Here is a 17,133-nt window from a genome sequence, read left to right on the forward strand (position 1 = left end):
TTTTGCGGTGTGATGCAACAGAAGACCGTCCTCAAGCGATATTTTTCAGTGACGGACACCCTGACGGGCCGGTCTAAAAAAGGAGAAAGATCAAATGACTGACGATAAACTCAAAAACCTCGGTAACAAGCTCGAAGGTGTTGCGGATGAAGCCAAGGGGCGCGTGAAAGACGCCGTTGGTGGTCTGACGGGTGATCTGGGGTTGCAGGCCGAAGGCAAGTTCGATCAGGTCTCCGGAATGGCGCAGCAGGAATTTGCTGATCTGTATGAGGAAGGGGAAGGTGTGGTGGAAAAAGCCGTCACCTTTGTGCGCGATAAGCCCTTGCTTTCACTCGGTATTGTGTCCTTCGTGGGGATTCTGGTCGGCTGGCTGCTGTTCCCTCGTTCCAAGCGCTCCTGAAAATTCATTTCACCGGGACTCTTGCGCGTTCCGGTGAAAAGTGATTCTCCTCTTTCCACGGAGTCGCAATTTGTGCGACTCGGTTATTTTAACCGAGTCGAGCAAAATGAGTGGAAAGAGGGGTCATGCCGGATTTTACACGGGAGAAGCAGCACGGCGGTCGCGTGGCCGGCGTTGATGAAGTCGGGCGTGGTCCGCTTGCTGGTCCCGTGGTGGCTGCCGCTGTGGTGTTCGGTGCAGGCGTGCCGGACGATCTGGCAGCCGTTATTGATGATTCCAAAAAACTGAAACCGGCGGTGCGTGAGGCTATTGCGGCCCGCCTGCCAAGTGTGCCCGGCATTGAAATTGCCCTGGGCGCAGCCTCCACCACTGAAATTGATACGCTCAACATCCATCACGCCGCGCATCTGGCCATGCAGCGTGCCGTTGCGCGCCTGCCGCGCCTGCCGGACCATGTTCTGGTGGACGGGAACAAGCTGCCATCCTTCGGGTGCAGCGCGGAAGCCGTTGTGGGCGGGGACAGGCTGAGCCTTTCCATTGCCGCGGCGTCCATCATGGCCAAGGTGGTGCGTGACCGCATCATGGCCCGGCTGGATACGCGCTGGCCCGCCTATGGCTGGGAGCGCAATGCGGGATACGGCACGGAACACCACCGTGAGGCTCTGGGGAGCGTGGGGGTTACCCCGCACCATCGTAAAACATTCGGCACAGTGCGCCGGCAGATTGAACATATTGCAACGGAGGGCCGGGCATGAGCGGCGCTGAATCACTCACTATGGAACTCCCTCTTGATCAGATCCTGCGCGGCGAATGTGTGGAAACCATGCGCAGCCTGCCATCCGGTTCGGTTGACTGTGTGTTTGCTGACCCGCCGTATAACCTCCAGCTGCGCGGTGAACTGCGTCGGCCGGATGACAGTCTCGTGGATGGGGTGGATGATGATTGGGACAAGTTTTCCGATCTGGCGGAGTATGACCGCTTTACCCGTGCCTGGCTGACAGAAGCGCGCCGCGTGCTGCACAAGGATGGCACGATCTGGGTGATTGGCTCCTATCATAATATTTTTCGCATCGGCGCGATTTTGCAGGATCTGGGGTTCTGGATTCTGAATGACATTGTCTGGCGCAAGTCCAACCCCATGCCGAATTTCCGTGGGCGGCGCTTTACCAATGCCCATGAAACGATGATCTGGGCTGCCCGGAGCGAGGACAGCCGCTATCGCTTCAACTATCAGGCCATGAAGGCCCTGAATGATGACGTGCAGATGCGGTCTGACTGGTATCTGCCGCTGTGCACGGGCAATGAGCGCCTGCGCAATGAGCACGGCCTGAAGCTGCACCCCACCCAGAAGCCCGAAAGCCTGCTGCACCGGGTTCTGCTGGCCTCAACCTCGGTGGGGGATGTCGTGCTGGACCCGTTCACGGGCACAGGCACCACACCGGCCATGGCGAAGCGGCTGCGCCGCCGGTTTGTCGGGATTGAGCGCCACCCGGATTATGTGGAAGCGGCTCGGGCGCGTGTGGCGCGGGAAGAGCCTCTGGCGGATGATGCCGTGACGACCACGCTGGACAAGCGTGAAGCGCCGCGCGTGCCGTTTGGCAGTCTGGTCGAGCAGGGCTTCCTGTCCGCCGGTGTGGTGCTGGCGGATAAAAAGCAGCGCGTGCATGCCACGGTCTCGCCTGATGGCACGTTGGTCAGCGGCATGAAGCGCGGGTCCATTCACAAGATTGGGGCCATGTTGACCAATGCGCCTTCCTGCAATGGCTGGACCTTCTGGCACTTTGAGCGGGATGGCGTGTGGCTGCCGCTGGATGTGCTGCGGCAGGAAAGCCTGAACCAGTCCGGGCCGGGTGCCAGCAACGTGATTTCTGTCTGAAAAACGGGGGCAGGGCTTTGGCCCTGCTCCGGGCAGGATGCCGTTCATAAAAAAAGCCGCCCGTCAGGGGCGGCTTTTTTTATGGTGAAGTCTGTTGCGGCGTTGCGGAAATTAGCTTCCGCCAAACCCGAGGAAGCCAACATCCGGGCGGGCTGTGCCGCCGCTATGATCAAAGCGGCTGGCCGTGGCTGATTTCGCATTATGCCGTCCGGCGGTGCCGCCAATGGTCAGATGGCCGGAGCCGCTTTCCGTATCCATTTCGCGCGTTTGCGTCGCGACATCGGTGCGGGGGCGTTCATCACCACCGCGCAGGGAGAGCAGCAGGAAGGTGATGGGGTTGCGGTTCAGATCAATGGACATATCCAGCGGGGTCTGACCCAGCACATTGCGGTGCTCAAGGTCCGCGCCACGGTTCACCGCTTCCTTGGCGGAATTCAGGCTGCCACGGTTGATGGCGTCAAACAGGGCGGCTGTCGGCTCCATATCCGTGTTGTAATGGTCATTCTCGTCATCATCCTCAACAGCACCGGGGATGGCGGCAGGAGGCGCTGCGCGCTTCATGGCCTTGGCGGCTTCCGCTTTCTGGGCCGCGGCTTCCGCTGCAGCCTGAGCCTCGGCCTCACGGGCGGACTGGGCCAGAACGGGTGTGGCGCAGGCAAAAAGGAGACTGCCACAAACCATGAGAGCAGCCGGAGTAAAGCGGAAGGAACGGGTCATGATCTGTCCATAAGGGGCACGTGAATCATTATTTACCATACTGGCGTGCAGGCGGAAAGGAAAAGGCACTCAGCGCCGTCCTTCCCGCCACCAGCCTGCGAAGAACAGGCCGAGCGAAGCCACCAGCATCACCCATGCCGGGAGCAGGGGGGTGGCGCTTCTGCCGGTTACCACATGGGCGTTCCGGTGCGGGAAGCCCATCCAGCCCGCTCCGTGGGGCGTGCTGTCATCTGTCAGGCGCAGGGCCGGAACGGTGGGATGTTCGCTGTCTGCCCCCAGCCAGAACACGCCACCACCGGAGGCTGTGGTCAGGGCGTTCAGGCGGGTGGCTGTGGTTCTCAGGTCCGCAAACTCCTGCGGGTCAGCCTGCACGGGGGCGGCGAAGGCTTTGTGCGTGCCATCATCCACCTGCCAGATGCCGGGCTGTTCGGCGGGCATGCGGCCAAGGCTGAGGCCCGAGGCGTCCTCCCTGTTTCCGGTATCTTCCGCAGGCGGTTGCAGGCGCAGGGATGTCGTGGCGCCGGAGGGGGATGTGACGGTAACGCTCCGGTGCGGGTCTCCCGTTGAACTGCGGCGCGTGACAGTCAGTTCTCCTCCGGCGATGCCCGCCGTGAGTTGTTCTTCCTCCAACTCCGGCTCTTTCATCAGCCAGTGCGAAATCCGGCGGAGCAGTTCGGCCTGCGGGCCACCGCCGCCTTCACCGCGGGACCACAGCCAGATCTGGTCAGACAGCAGCAGCGCCACACGCCCCTGATCCACATGGTCCAGCACCAGAAGAGGGGCGTTGTCCGGCCCGCTCATCAGCGTCTGCCCGTGGGTGGAGTCCGGCTTGAGCGCGCGGTACCACGGGCCCCACTGTCCGGGGATGCTCAGTGCTGTATCCGCCCCCACGCTGTTGGGCGGCGGCGCGCCGGGCAGGGCGGCGGTTACCGGGTGGCGGCGGCCTTCGGCTGTCAGCTTCGGGCGGAAGCGCTGCTCCACCATACCCCCTTCAGACGGCACATGCGCGGGCAGGATATCCCCCACCGGTGTGTCCTGAAGGGTGCCGGGGCCGACAAATTCCGGACCGCCCGTCAGCAGCAGCCCGCCCCCTTTGCGTACAAAGTTGGCGATGTTGTTCAGATAGGCATGCGGCAGGATGTTTCTGTTCTCAAACCCGTCCAGAATGATCAGATCAAACTGGTTGATCTTGTCCTGAAACAGCTCCCGTACGGGGAAGGCTATCAGCGCAAGATCGGACAGGGGCGTGCCATCATCCTTGTCTGGTGGGCGCAGGATGGTGAAGTGAATGAGATCAACCGAAGGATCAGCCTTCAGCAGCCGCCGCCAGACGCGCTCGCCCTGATTGGGGGTGCCGGAAATCAGCAGCACGCGCAGCCTGTCCCGAATGCCGGTAATGCGCGTGACGGACTGGTTGTTGATCTGTGAGACTTCTCCCTCCAGCGGTGAGACAGAGAGGCTGACCAGCATCTGCCCCGGGCGCGGCACCGGAAGGGAAATATCCTGCGGGGAGCCCGTGCGCACGGGGATGACAACCGGCTCTTCCCCATTGACGCGCAAGGTCACATCCGCCTGCATGCCGGGCGTGGTGCCGGGGCCGAGATCATCCACCTGCACGCGCAGGCTGGCAGGCTGGCCGACAATGGCATAGGGCGGGGCCTGAAGAATGCGGAGCTGCCGGTCAGTCTCCTCCGCCCTGGCGGGCAGGAGAATATGCAGGGGCAGGGTCAGGTGCTGGCCGTCCGGCGTGGTCGGGCGCAGGCGGTCCGGCATGCCGGGAGGGATGTCAGTCACCTGCCCATCCGTGATCATCACCGCGCCAGCAAGCTGGTCTGGCGGGATATCGGCCGCGGCCTGATCCAGCGCATCAAACAGGCGGGTACCATTATGGCCGGAGGAGCGGACCGGCACGGTGCGCAGGTTCAGCCCTTCCGTATGGGCCTGCGCCAGAGTGCTGGCGGCCTGCCGGGCAATGGCCGCGCGCTGGCCAACGGACATGGAGGGGGATTGGTCCACCAGCAGCAGCGCTGTTTCGGGCAGGACATGCCAGCTTTCATGCAGCCGCTGCGGCCCCGCCAGCCAGAGCAGAAGGGAGAGCATAGCCGCCAGCCGGAAGACGGCGCCTTTCGAGCGGCGGAAGAGGGCATACCCGCAGAGTGCCAGTGCAAGGAGGCCAAGGGCCGCCAGCACCCAGAGCGGAACAAGGGGGGCAAAGCCAAGGGAGCGGGAAAGAGCGTGAGGCATGGTGCTTATTCTCCCAGCCGCTTGAGCAACATGGGCACATGCACCTGATCAGCCTTGTAGTTGCCTGTCAGCGCATAAATGATGGTGTTGACGCCAAAACGGTAGGCCAGTTGCCGCTGGTCTGCGCCTTCGGGCAGCACGGCGAAGGGTGTATTGCCGTTTTCATCCACCGCCCATGCATGCGCCCAGTCTGCCGAGCCGATAATCACCGGGCTGACATCATCATTTTCGGCTTCACCTTCCCGCGCCACCCATACCGGTTGCCCGGCATAACGGCCGGGGAAGTCATGCAGCATGTAGAACGTGTGCGCCAGAAGATGGTGGTCTGTCATGGTCATGAGAGGCGGGATGGGCAGACCGGCGGTCACCCGGCGCAGGGCAGAGCGGGTGCCGGGGGCATCCCCCGCAAAAGGGCTGCCGCCTTCTTCACTCTGCGCGGCGGGGTCCTGCCCCTGTGTGTCAATCAGCAGGATGCCACCATGCGCCATGTAGGCGGTGAGGGCTGCGGTCATGGCCGGGGTTGGCGCGGCATCCGGCGTAATGGGCCAGTAGAGCAGCGGGTAATAGCTGAGGTCATCCTGCCCCGGCCGCACACCATCAGGGTGCCCGAGCATGGCGGAGGTGCGGGCATTGGCATAATCGGACAGCCCCTGAAGTCCCTGACGGGAGACCGTATCAATCTCGTCATGCCCGGTGATGACATAGGCCAGCCGTGTTTCCAGCGCTGCCCCAGGCACCTGAGTAGGGCTCGCGGGAGTAGGCGGTGCGCCGGGTGGCGTGAGGGTGCTCGCTACGGGCGGATTTTTCGTGGCGGCGGGTGACACGGAGGCGGGTGCAGGTGTCACTCCCTGTCCGGCTTCCGGCGCGCTTCCGGGAGATGCATTTTCAGCAGGTGCCGCTGCCGGGGCAACGGTTGGCCGGGCGTGGGCGGGAGCCGGGGGGAACAGGGCCGGAGAGAGAAGCCCGCAAAGCAGCAGGAGAGGCAGGGCGGAGTTGCCGGGAGGGGTTTTTCTGAGCGGCAGGCCCAGAAAACCCGCCCGCATGAGCAGGACCAGCAAGCCATCCAGCAGCAGCAGGGCGGCGGCGGCACACAGGAAGAAGGGCGCGAAGGCGGTATCCGGCCTGCGACCGCCGGGGCTGGTGACGGTGCCTACCGGTGCCGCTGCGGAAAGATGGGTGTTCGGGGTGCTGGCGTTCAGCGCGCGGCGGGCCGCCTGCGGGCCGTAGAGGCCCGGCGGGTGCGCGGGGGAGACAGTCGTGCGGGCAAAATCGCTGGCCTTCAGGCCGCGTGCGGCAGGTGGGGGCGGGGCGAGTACACCATCTCCATCCAGTGTCAGCACCGGGGCCAGAAGGCTGTCATCCGGCGGAAGGGTCACGCCATTGGCGTGGTCTGTCAGCCTCTGGAGCATGGCGACAAACAGGCCGGACAGCGGCAGGCTGGACCAGTCCGCCGTGCTGCTTACATGGAAGAGGATAATATCCCCCTTGCCCAGCGTGGCATGGGTGACCAGCGGCGTGCCATCGGCCAGACGCGCCCAGCTATGAGCGGAAAGATCGGCCACCGGGCTGGCCAGAACCTGCCGTGAGACCGTGACATCCGCCGGGATGCTCAGCCCGTGGAACGGGGAGGACGCATCAAACGGAGCCAGCTTTTGCGGTGCGCCCCATGTCATGGTGCCGCCAAGCTGGCGGGAACCATCCAGCAGGGCAACCGGCAGGAGGTCTGCCGTCGGGTCTGCCATGGTGCCATCCGCCGAGGGGCCGGTGTGCGCTGGCGGTGCGTCCGCGTCCTTATCCTCCGGGTCTGCGCCGGTGGGTGCGTCCGGGAGCGCGCCCGCGGCATCCGTATGCTGTGCGCCTGCCAGAGCCGGGCCTGCAAAGCGGATCAGTGTGCCGCCGTTTTTCACCCAGTCCTGCACCTTCCGGCGGATGGCCGGGTTTGCCAGTGTGCCATCCGGCGCGATGATGACGGAGAGCGGCTGGGCCAGCAGGGCCGCCGGTGTGCCTTCATGCAGGTCCGCCGTGGGGGCAAGGGCGCGGCGCAGGTAGAAAAGCGGGCCGATCAGGGGGGTATCCGCCGCACCCGAGGTCATCAGCCCCACGGGACGCAGGCGGTCTCCTTCATCAAACAGCAGGGTTGTGGCGGCGCTGGCCTGCCCTGAGAGGGAAAGCTGATCAATCCGGTTTCGGACAGCGGTGGGGAGTGTGACGGGCACATCCATCTCCGCGGCTCCGGCGGGCAGAACCAGAGGCATGACGGCCAGTGTGCCGCCGTCCTGCGCGTGTACGCGCACGGAAAAGCTGCGGGGTGCAGGCTGCGGCAGGGCCAGAAGCCGCGCCATTTGTGTGCTGGTGCGTTCAGCCGCCGGAGCCAGTGCGAGAACAGAGGCTTCCGGGAAATGTATCTCCCTCACCGGGCCGCAGGACCGCAGGGCGCGGGCAAAGGCGGCATCACCGGGAGAGGCAACGCCGTCCGCCAGATAGATCACGCTGCCTTTTGTCCGGGGGGCTGCCTCCAGAGTGCGGGCTATGGCGGCGCGGTCCGTGCCCCAGGGGGCGGGACGCATACTGTCCAACTCCTGCCGGACCGCATGGGCGGTGCGGGCGGCGGGCGGCTGTGTGGGGCGTCCGTCCGCGGCGGGGGCGGTGCGTACAAACAGGATGGGGCGACCGGCATGCCCGGCATCATCCACCAGCCCCTGCGCGGTGGCGATGCGCTGTCCCCAGTCGGATGCCGAGAACATGCCATCATCCATCACCAGAACCAGCGGGCCCTGACCTGTGCTGGGCAGGCGGTCTCCCTGCAGCACGGGTTGTGCCAGCCCCAGCACCAGACAGGTTACGGCGGCCAGACGAACAAGGAGCAGCCAGAGCGGGGAGCGCACGGCGTCATTCTGCTGCGGGCGCAGGGCGAGCAGGAGCGCCACTGCGGGGAAAATCTGCTGGCGCGGGGCAGGCGGCGTGGCGCGGAGAAGCCACCAGACAATGGGGAGCGTCAGAAAGCCGAGAAGGGCGATTGGTGCCAGAAAAATCATGACTGGCCCCCGTGCGTGCCGGAATGCGTGCCAGAGCGTGTGTCCGCCCGCGCCCTGGACGGTGCGCCGGAGAACCGGCCGGAAAAGAGAGAGTGCAGGGTCAGAAGGGTGGGCAGGGGCGGTTCATCCGTGCTGTGCAGGACAAGGTCATGCCCGTATCGGGTGGCGAGAGCTGCAAGCTCTTCGGTGCGGGCTTCAACCAGACGCGTATAGTCCTGCCGCAGTGTCTGCACGTTTGGCAGGATACGCTCGGGTTCACCTTCCAGCCCTTCAAACCGCACGCGGCCCTGATAGGGCAGGGTGCGTTCCGCCGGGTCCATCACCTGCACCAGATGCGCGCGCACCGGGCGAGCAGCCAGATGATGCAGGCAGCTTCGGACATCCTCCTCCGGGCAGAGGAAATCACTGACAATCAGCAGGTGGGCATGGCGGGGCAGCATGGTGCCGGAGGGCAGGGCCGGGCGGCGGGCTGGTGGTTCCGCCGCGAGTTGGGCCAGCCCGAGCGCCAGACGTTCCAGCGGGCTGCCGCCTGTGGGCAGCGTGGCCGGACCGGTGGGGGCAAGCAGGCGGACCCGCTCCCCGTTGCGCAGCAGCAGTGCCGCCGTGGCGAGCGTGATCAGAAGGGCGCTGTCCAGCTTTTCGGGCAGGGAGGAGGCGGAACGCCAGGCCATGGAGGAGGAGAGATCACACCAGAGGAACACGGTCTGGGCGGACTCGGCCTCTGTCTCCCGCACATAGGCGTGAGTGCTGCGGGCGGACTGCCGCCAGTCTATGGCGCTGGCGGGCTCACCGGGCAGTGCCTGCCGATATTGCCAGAAGGTCTCTCCCCCGCCGGAGCGGCGCTGGCCGTGCTGGCCCGCAAAAAGCGTTGCGGCACTCTGGTCTGCCTGAAGCACCAGCCCCGGCAGGCGCGCCGCCAGAGCGGAGGCCGTGCTGACGGCGGCAGGGCCTGCACCGGCTGCCCCAGCCTGCGCCGGGGTACCGTGGGGGGAAGCCCCCTGAGGCCGCAGGCGCCGGAACAGGGCGGAAGGAGAGAAATCAAACAAGGGCAATGCGTCAGCCAAGCCTGTTGACAAGACGGGTGAGGACATCGTCCAGACGCACACCCTCCGCCCGGGCGGCGAAGGTCAAGGCCATACGGTGCGCCAGCACGGGGCGGGCCAGTGCAATCACGTCATCCAGACTGGGGGAAAGCCGCCCGTCCAGCAGGGCGCGGGCGCGGGTGGCCAGCATGAGCGCCTGTGCCGCACGCGGGCCGGGGCCCCAGGCAATCTGGGCGCGGAGTGTGTCATCAGGTGATGTTTCGGGGCGCGCTGCGCGCACGAGAGCCAGAATGGCATCCACAATTTTCTCACCCACTGGCAGCCGGCGCACCAGTGCCTGTGCCTCCATCAGCTCTTCAGTGGTCATGACAGGCTGGGCAAGGGCGTCCTGCGTTCCGGTGGTGGCCAGAAGCATGGTGCGTTCGGCCTGCTCATCCGGGAATGTCAGCGGGATTTGCAGCATGAAGCGGTCAAGCTGTGCTTCCGGCAGAGGGTAGGTGCCTTCCTGCTCCAGCGGGTTCTGGGTGGCCAGCACATGGAAGGGGCGCGGGAGCGGGTGCTCGGCCCCGGCAATGGCCACGCGGCGCTCCTGCATGGCCTGCAGAAGGGCCGATTGCGTGCGCGGGCTGGCGCGGTTGATTTCATCAGCCATCAGAAGCTGGCAGAACACCGGGCCGGGCACAAAGCGGAAGCTGCGGCGGCCGGTGGCGTCTTCATCCAGAATTTCACTGCCGGTAATGTCAGAGGGCATCAGGTCCGGCGTGAACTGCACGCGGCGGGCATCCAGCCCCAGAACGGTGCCAAGCGTTGTGACCAGCAGGGTCTTGCCCAGCCCCGGCGCCCCCACCAGCAGCGCGTGCCCGCCCGCCAGAATGGCGGTGAGCGTCTGGCTGATGACTTTCTCCTGCCCGAAAATAATGCGGGATGTTTCCTGCCGGGCATGCTGGAGACGCTCGCAGATAATATCTGCTTCACGCACATCCGGTATGGTGGCAGGGGAGTGAGGGGCAGGCTGGCTGGTGCGGGGCGATGTGTCTGATGAGGTCATGGGTCCAGTCTGACAGATACAGGGCTTACATCAAGCGGGGTATCATCCCTATATCATTCCCAAAGCAGTGAAACAGTCATGAACAGGATTATCCGCCGGTGAATGCTGAAGGCCAAACCCAGAAGATTGCAGCGTCTTGCCAGACTCCTCCCTGTGAGGAGAAGGCCCGGGCAGATGCCGTGCCGGGAAAATTGCCTTTTCTTGTCCGGCGTGATGGAGTCTGGCTTTATCGGGGCTCGCCCATAAAGCGCAAGGCCATGGTCTGCCTGTTCGGGTCCCTGCTGACGCGTGATGAAGCCGGGGGCTATCTGCTGCGCTCACCGTTCGAGACCGGGTATATCGAGGTGGAGGACGTGCCCTTTCTGGCTGTGGAGCTGGACTGGCAGGGCTGCGGGCGGATGCAGAAGCTGTGCTTTCGCACCAATGTGGATGAACCGGTGGTTGCCTGCCGGGAACACCCGATTCGGGCCGTGTGGGACGTGCCGAACGAAGCCTGCGGGAATGGCGGATGCCCTCCCTATCTGCTGGTGCGACAAGGGGAGGGGAAGTTTCCCATAGAAGCCCGCCTCTCCCGCACGGTCTGGTATGAGCTCGCCGCGCTGGCGGAGCCGGGGGTGTGTCAGGGCGTGCCCTGCATGGGGGTGTGGAGTTGTGACTGCTTTTTCCCGCTGGCCCGCATGCCTGCTGAAAACTCCGCTGTGTGAGAGACATGCCGGAGAGTGTATCTGAAGGCGCGTTCGCACGCCTTTCCCCGCAGCAGATCGAAGCGCTTGGCAGCATCTGGGCTGTGTTGCCCAAGGCGCGTCTGGTGGGCGGTGTTGTGCGGGATCTGCTCATGAGGCGGCCCGTTGCGGATATTGATCTGGCAACACCTGAACCGCCAGAGGTGGTTCAGGCGAGCCTGAAGCAGGCGGGCATAAAAGCCGTGCCGACAGGGCTGGCGCACGGAACCGTGACGGCGGTGCTTGAGGCCGCCCCCTATGAAATCACAACCCTGCGGCGCGATGTGGAGACAGACGGGCGGCATGCCGTGGTGGCATGGACGTCTGACTGGCAGGAAGACGCCGCCCGGCGTGACTTTACCATAAACGCCATGTCCCGCGGGCGGGATGGCGTGCTGCATGACTATTTTGGCGGTCGGGCAGACCTTGAGCAGGGCCGGGTGCGCTTTGTGGGGGATGCCGCAACCCGCATTCAGGAAGATGCCCTGCGGATTCTGCGCTTTTTCCGCTTTCAGGCGCGGTATGGCACCGGCCAGCCAGATCCGGAGGCCATGCAGGCCATTGCCCGGCATGCGGAGCTGCTGCGCGGGCTTTCCGTCGAGCGGATATGGTCCGAACTGAAACGGATTCTCACAGGCCCGGCCGTGTCATCCGTGGTGGAGCTTATGGCGCAGTCGGGCGTGCTGGCGGTTCTGTTTCCGGAGGGTGTGGCGCAGGCGCGGCTGGCGCGTGCGCTGGAGGCCGGGGTTCCGGCGGATGCAGTCCTGCGGCTGGCCTTGCTGGTGCAGGGAGACAGGCCCGCTCTGGCCCGACGCCTGAAACTGTCCGGCGCGGAGAGGGCGTTTCTGGTTGATCTTTCAGGCGAACCTGTGCCGGAACCCGCCATGACGGATGCAGACCTGCGCCGCCTGCTGGTGCAAACATCCCCTCAGGTTCTGCTGGGCCGCACATGGCTGCGGCAGGCGGGGCAGGACGGGGGCGCCGATGGTTCCGCACGAGGCTGGAAGGCTATCAGGGCGCGGTTGGCCGCCCTGAAGCCGCCTGTCTTCCCACTTGCGGGGCGGGATGTGCTGGCCGCTGGCTCTCTGCCGGGGGCGCAGGTGGGGGTTGTGCTGAATCAGGTGCGGGCCTGGTGGCTGGCAGAGGGGTGTATCGCCTCGCGCGAGGCGTGTCTGGCGTTTTTGAAAAACATTTTAAACCCGTAAACCTCAGCGCGCCCCTTTGCATAGCGGGGGGCGAGACTGGTAGAGGTCTCGCATGATTTCTGCAAAGCCTGATGGCGCGGCTGCGGCGCGGCGCCGTTCCCTGCTGCCCGATGATTCGCGTGTTCTGCTCAGACGCCTCTGGCGGGAGCAGGTGCGCCTGCACCCCGCGCGTATTGCCGCGGTGATCCTGCTCACCGTGCTGACGGCCGCCCTCACGGCGCTATACCCGCTGGTTATCCAGCGCGCGCTGGACATGTTTGCAACGCACGACTCCCGCATCCTGTATCAGGTGCCGCTGTTGGTGGTGCTGATCACCATCTCAAAGGCCGCCTCCCAATACGCCCAGACGCTGGCGGCACAGGGGCTGGTGCTGGTGGTGATCCGGGGTTTGCAGGGGGAGATGTTCGAGCATCTCGTGCAGACGGATGTCACCCGGATCGAGCGTGAACCGCCCGCCAAGCTGGCGGCGCGCTTCACCACGGATGCAGTGTCCATCCGCGAAGCCATGATTCGCGCCGTCAACTCACTGGGGGATGTGGTGACGGTGCTCGGGCTGATTGCCTCCATGTTCTACATGGATTGGGAGCTGAGCCTGATTGCCGGTCTGCTGTATCCGGTGGCGGCGGTGCCTATCCAGAAACTGGGCAAGCGCGTGCGCCGGGCTTCTGGCGGGATGCAGGAAAGAATCGGGGAAACCGCAGCCTTCCTGACGGAAAGCTTTTCTCAGGCCCGCACCGTGCGCGTGTATGGCATGGAAAAGCTGGAAAGCGCCCGGGCCGCCCTTTCTTTTGACCATCTCTACAGCGCCATGCTGCGCATTACCCGGGGTCGTGCCCGGGTGGACCCCCTGCTGGAGGCGCTGGGCGGTTCCGCCGTGGCGGCGGTGCTGGGGTTTGCAGGCTGGCGCGCGGCTATGGGGGGCGCCACACTGGGGGACTTCTCAGGGTTCGTGGCGGCGCTGCTGCTGGCGGCCCGCCCCCTGCGGGCACTGGGCGCGTTGAATGCCGCATTGCAGGAAGGTCTGGCGGGCCTTGTGCGTGTGTTTGATGTGATTGATGAAAAACCGGCTGTGCTGGAGCGGCCCGGCGCGGTTGCGCTGCCGCCGGGGCAGGGCCATCTGGCGTTTGAGAATGTCGGGTTTGTGTATTCGGACGGGCGTGTGGGGCTGGACGGGCTGAGTCTGGAGGCCGCGCCCGGCTTTACCGTGGCGCTGGTCGGGCCTTCCGGCGCAGGGAAATCCACAGCGCTTTCTCTGGTGCCGCGCCTGCATGACGTGACATCCGGCCGCATCATGCTCGATGGGGTGGACCTGCGGGACCTCACACTTTCCAGCCTGCGGGATGCCATTGCCTATGTCAGTCAGGACCCGCTTCTGTTTGACCTCTCCATTCGCGATAACATCCTGATCGGGCGGGAAGGTGCCTCTGATGAGGCCGTGCGTGAAGCAGCCCGGGCCGCTGCGGCAGAACCATTCATTCTGGCGTTGCCTGACGGGTATGACACCGTGGTTGGCCCCGGTGGGCAGCGGCTCTCCGGCGGGCAGCGGCAGCGCGTGGCGCTGGCCCGCGCCCTGCTGCGGAATCCGCGCCTGCTGCTGCTGGATGAAGCCACCAGTGCTCTGGACAGTGAGAATGAGGCCGCCGTGCAGGAAGCACTGGGCACGCTCCGCCATGCCCGCACGACCATTGTGGTTGCGCACCGGCTTTCCACCATCCGCTCGGCGGATCTGGTGGTGGTCATGCGGGAAGGCCATGCGGTGGAATATGGCACGCATGATGAACTGATTGCGCAGGATGGCCTCTACGCCCGGCTTGTGCGCACACAGGGGCTGGAGCGTTAGGCGCTTCTTTTTCCGGCCGCTTTTTTTTCAGCATTCGGGAGGCTTTTTGGCCTGAACCGGCGTGGCGGGCGTTATGCCCGCTTGATGCCGTTTTCCGATCATGCAACATACTGACCGAACCGATCGGTCAGAGCAGTGGAGACGACAGTTTCCCTGACTGGTTTTGTATATGAAGTGTGTTCAGGGACGGAAACAGAATGGCCGACGACGATAACGAACAGTCTGATGCAACGTCTGATAATGGGAGCGGCGCACCGGGGAAGAAGAAAAGCGCGCGCGGCAGGATTATTCTGACAAGCATTGTGATTGTGCTTGCAGTGGCGGCCGGGGGTTACTGGTTTCTGACTCGCAATGAAGTCGAGACGGATGACGCGTTTACCGCAGGGCGCGCTGTCTCCATTGCGCCGCATGTGAGCGGCTATGTGACAGAACTGCTGGTGAACGATAACCAGTTTGTTCGTAAAGGGCAGGTTCTTGCCCGGATTGACCACAGAGACTGGCAGGCCACGCGGGACAAGGCGGCAGGCATGCTCATGAAGTCTCAGGCCTCCATGCGGGCCAGTGACATGCTGCATGAGGTGGCCATGCAGAGCTTTCCGGGGCAGTTGATCCGGGCGCAGGGGAATCTTGCCGCAGCCAAAGCCCAGCTTTTCAAGGCGGAAACCGATTACAAACGGCAGCATTCCGTGGAACGGGCCGCGACCTCACAGCAGGATATTGATTACGCCAAGGCGGCGCTGGATGCCGCAAAGGCACAGGTGACGGAAGCAGAGGGTGCGGTGCAGATTGCCACCCCCGTTCAGCCGAACATCAAGAACACCTTGATTACGATCACGCAGCAGGAAGGTCAGGCCAAGGCGGATCAGGCTGATCTGGATAATGCGAGCCTCAATCTGGAATGGACTGTTATCCGCGCGCCGTGTGATGGCTGGATTTCCCAGCGTAATCTGGAGCAGGGCAATTATGTCCGGGCAGGGCAGGCGCTCTTCTCCATCGTTGAGCCGGAAGTCTGGGTGGTGGCCAACTACAAGGAAACGCAGATCACGCGCATGCGCCCCGGCCAGGCGGTGGATATCAGCGTGGATGCCTATCCCTCTCTTAAACTGCACGGGCATATTGATTCGCTGCAGAAAGGAACGGGGGCAACCTTCAGTGCCTTCCCGCCGGAAAACGCAACGGGCAACTACGTGAAGATCGTGCAGCGCGTGCCGGTGAAAATCCTGATTGATGATGGTCTGGACCCCAACCAGCAGCTTGCGCTGGGCCTGTCCGTTGTGCCGGTGGTGCATGTGGATACGCAGGGCCGCTCCGATGCCGCGCCGCGTGATGTGCAGCAGGCCGTAGCACAGCGGCAGAAGGAGGCGCCCACCCCCGGCCATGAGACCTCTGCGCAATGAGTGCGCAGGGCGAGCTGGCCGCCGGAGGGTGGAAGCCCAAACATAATCCATGGACCGTCGCCCTCATTGTGACGATGGCGGCGTTCATGGAAATTCTGGACACGACAATCGTCAACGTGTCCCTGCCGCACATCGCCGGGAGCCTTTCCAGCACCTACGATGATGCGACATGGACCCTTACGGCCTATCTCGTCGCCAATGGGATCGTGCTCACCATCTCCGGATGGCTGGGCAAGGTTTTTGGCCGAAAACGCTACTTCATGATCTGTATCGTGATGTTCACGGTCTCCTCCTTTCTGTGTGGCATGGCCACCAGTCTTTCGGAGCTGATCATTTTCCGCATGATGCAGGGCTTTTTTGGTGGCGGGCTGCAACCCAACCAGCAATCCATCATTCTGGACAGCTTTCCCCCCGAAAAACGCGCTGCGGCGTTCGGGCTGACAGCGATCGCCACAGTGGTCGGCCCGGTGATCGGCCCGACGATGGGCGGCTGGATTACCGACAATTTCTCATGGCGCTGGATTTTCTTCATCAACGTGCCGTTCGGGATTGTGACGACGCTGGGCGTTGCCGCCATGGTGGAAGATCCGCCATGGGCCAGAAAGCGCAAGGCCCCGATTGATGTGATTGGCATCAGCCTGATCACCCTCGGGTTCAGCTGTCTGGAAGTGATGGTGGACCGTGGGGAGGATGCGGACTGGTTCGGCTCAACCTTCATTCGCGTGATGGGTGTGCTGGCCGTGCTGGGTATTGGTGGCGCGGTGCTCTGGTTGCTGCATACGGATAAACCCGCTGTGGACCTGCGGGTGTTCAAGGACCGCAACTTTGCCGTCGGCACCGCCATGATGGGGGCCATGGGCGCGCTGCTCTATGCCTCCGCAATTATCGTGCCGCAGTTTGCGCAGCAGGTGATGGGTTATACGGCAACACTCTCCGGGCTGATCCTCTCCCCGGGCGGGATTGCCGTGATTATCCTTATTCCCATTGTGGGCAGGCTGATGAGCTTCACCAGTGTCCGTAATGTCATTGCGCTGGGCTTTGGTCTGATGGGGGTTTCCCTGTTCTTCTCGGCCCACCTCGCCCCGGCACTCGATTTCCGGCATCTGGTGCTGTACCGGATGAGCCAGACCGCGTGCCTGGCCTTCCTGTTCGTGCCGCTTTCAACCATTGCCTATTCCACCATACCGGAACGCCTGAATGCGGATGCCTCCGCCCTGTTCAGTATGTCGCGCAACGTGCTGGGGTCTCTGGCTATTTCAGGGGCCACGGCCCTTCTGACGGAGCGCAAGCAGGCGCATCAGTCGTATATGACCCAGTGGATGACACCGTATCATCAGCCGTATAACGACTATCTGACACAGGCGCAGAATGCGGGGATGAACCGGGGCATGACGGAGGATACCGCGCGCGCCGTGGCGCAGCATGTGCAGTATCAGGAGTTTTCCCGTCAGGTGTCCATGCTGACCTATAACGAGGTCTTCATGATCCTGGGCATTGGCGCGTTCCTGTGCGTGCCGTTCTGTTTTCTGTTCTCCAATATGAGGGGCGGCGGCAAGCCGACCGCAGCACATTAAAGGCCCCGGCGGTGCTGGAGAGGCACCGCCGG

At 64.0% G+C, this 17,133-nt stretch carries 13 protein-coding genes; 8 read left to right on the top strand and 5 right to left on the bottom strand.

Annotated elements, in window-relative coordinates:
- Positions 1-94: 94 nt before the first annotated feature.
- The 3 genes from GOB82_RS01740 to GOB82_RS01750 all read left to right on the top strand — a co-directional run bounded on the left by GOB82_RS01740 (position 95) and on the right by GOB82_RS01750 (position 2,276).
- Positions 95-400, top strand: a complete 306-nt coding sequence (locus tag GOB82_RS01740; protein WP_166118842.1) for a CsbD family protein — start codon at positions 95-97, stop codon at positions 398-400.
- A gap of 125 nt (positions 401-525) precedes the next feature.
- A complete protein-coding gene (locus GOB82_RS01745) occupies positions 526-1,155 on the top strand; it encodes a ribonuclease HII (RefSeq protein WP_166118845.1) in 630 nt (209 codons plus the stop codon).
- Positions 1,152-2,276, top strand: coding sequence for a site-specific DNA-methyltransferase (locus GOB82_RS01750; RefSeq protein ID WP_166118847.1), 1,125 nt, complete (start codon positions 1,152-1,154; stop codon positions 2,274-2,276). The genes GOB82_RS01745 and GOB82_RS01750 overlap by 4 nt, the downstream gene beginning before the upstream one ends.
- Positions 2,277-2,387: 111 nt before the next feature.
- Here the strand turns inward: GOB82_RS01750 and GOB82_RS01755 are convergent, their stop codons facing one another.
- The 5 genes from GOB82_RS01755 to GOB82_RS01775 form a co-directional block, all read right to left on the bottom strand.
- Positions 2,388-2,993, bottom strand: coding sequence for an ankyrin repeat domain-containing protein (locus tag GOB82_RS01755; protein WP_166118849.1), 606 nt, complete (start codon positions 2,991-2,993; stop codon positions 2,388-2,390).
- 69 nt (positions 2,994-3,062) lie between these two features.
- A complete protein-coding gene (locus GOB82_RS01760) occupies positions 3,063-5,237 on the bottom strand; it encodes a VWA domain-containing protein (protein ID WP_166118852.1) in 2,175 nt (724 codons plus the stop codon).
- A 5-nt stretch (positions 5,238-5,242) separates the two neighbouring features.
- Entirely contained in the window at positions 5,243-8,272 is a 3,030-nt protein-coding gene (locus GOB82_RS01765) for a DUF4159 domain-containing protein (RefSeq protein WP_166118853.1), read from the bottom strand.
- A complete protein-coding gene (locus tag GOB82_RS01770; protein ID WP_242007141.1) occupies positions 8,269-9,324 on the bottom strand; it encodes a DUF58 domain-containing protein in 1,056 nt (351 codons plus the stop codon). Before GOB82_RS01770 ends, GOB82_RS01765 begins: the two co-directional genes overlap by 4 nt.
- 4 nt (positions 9,325-9,328) lie before the next feature.
- Positions 9,329-10,381, bottom strand: a complete 1,053-nt coding sequence (locus tag GOB82_RS01775; RefSeq protein ID WP_265794090.1) for an AAA family ATPase — start codon at positions 10,379-10,381, stop codon at positions 9,329-9,331.
- Between the two features lie 107 nt (positions 10,382-10,488).
- On the opposite strand from GOB82_RS01775, the gene GOB82_RS01780 reads away from it, so the two are divergent.
- The 5 genes from GOB82_RS01780 (at position 10,489) to GOB82_RS01800 (ending at position 17,101) form a co-directional block, all read left to right on the top strand.
- Positions 10,489-11,067: a DUF1285 domain-containing protein gene (locus tag GOB82_RS01780; protein WP_166119645.1), complete on the top strand. Its 579-nt coding sequence runs from the start codon at positions 10,489-10,491 to the stop codon at positions 11,065-11,067.
- A gap of 5 nt (positions 11,068-11,072) precedes the next feature.
- Complete coding sequence (locus tag GOB82_RS01785; protein ID WP_166118860.1) at positions 11,073-12,290, top strand: CCA tRNA nucleotidyltransferase; 1,218 nt, start codon at positions 11,073-11,075, stop codon at positions 12,288-12,290.
- Between the two features lie 52 nt (positions 12,291-12,342).
- Positions 12,343-14,130, top strand: coding sequence for an ABC transporter ATP-binding protein (locus GOB82_RS01790; protein WP_166118863.1), 1,788 nt, complete (start codon positions 12,343-12,345; stop codon positions 14,128-14,130).
- 197 nt (positions 14,131-14,327) lie between these two features.
- On the top strand, positions 14,328-15,527 hold the full coding sequence (locus tag GOB82_RS01795; protein ID WP_166118865.1) for an HlyD family secretion protein: 1,200 nt from the start codon (positions 14,328-14,330) through the stop codon (positions 15,525-15,527).
- Complete coding sequence (locus tag GOB82_RS01800) at positions 15,524-17,101, top strand: DHA2 family efflux MFS transporter permease subunit (protein WP_166118868.1); 1,578 nt, start codon at positions 15,524-15,526, stop codon at positions 17,099-17,101. Before GOB82_RS01795 ends, GOB82_RS01800 begins: the two co-directional genes overlap by 4 nt.
- Positions 17,102-17,133 lie beyond the last annotated feature (32 nt).

This window comes from Acetobacter farinalis (assembly GCF_011516935.1).
In the GTDB taxonomy this organism is placed as follows: domain Bacteria; phylum Pseudomonadota; class Alphaproteobacteria; order Acetobacterales; family Acetobacteraceae; genus Acetobacter; species Acetobacter farinalis.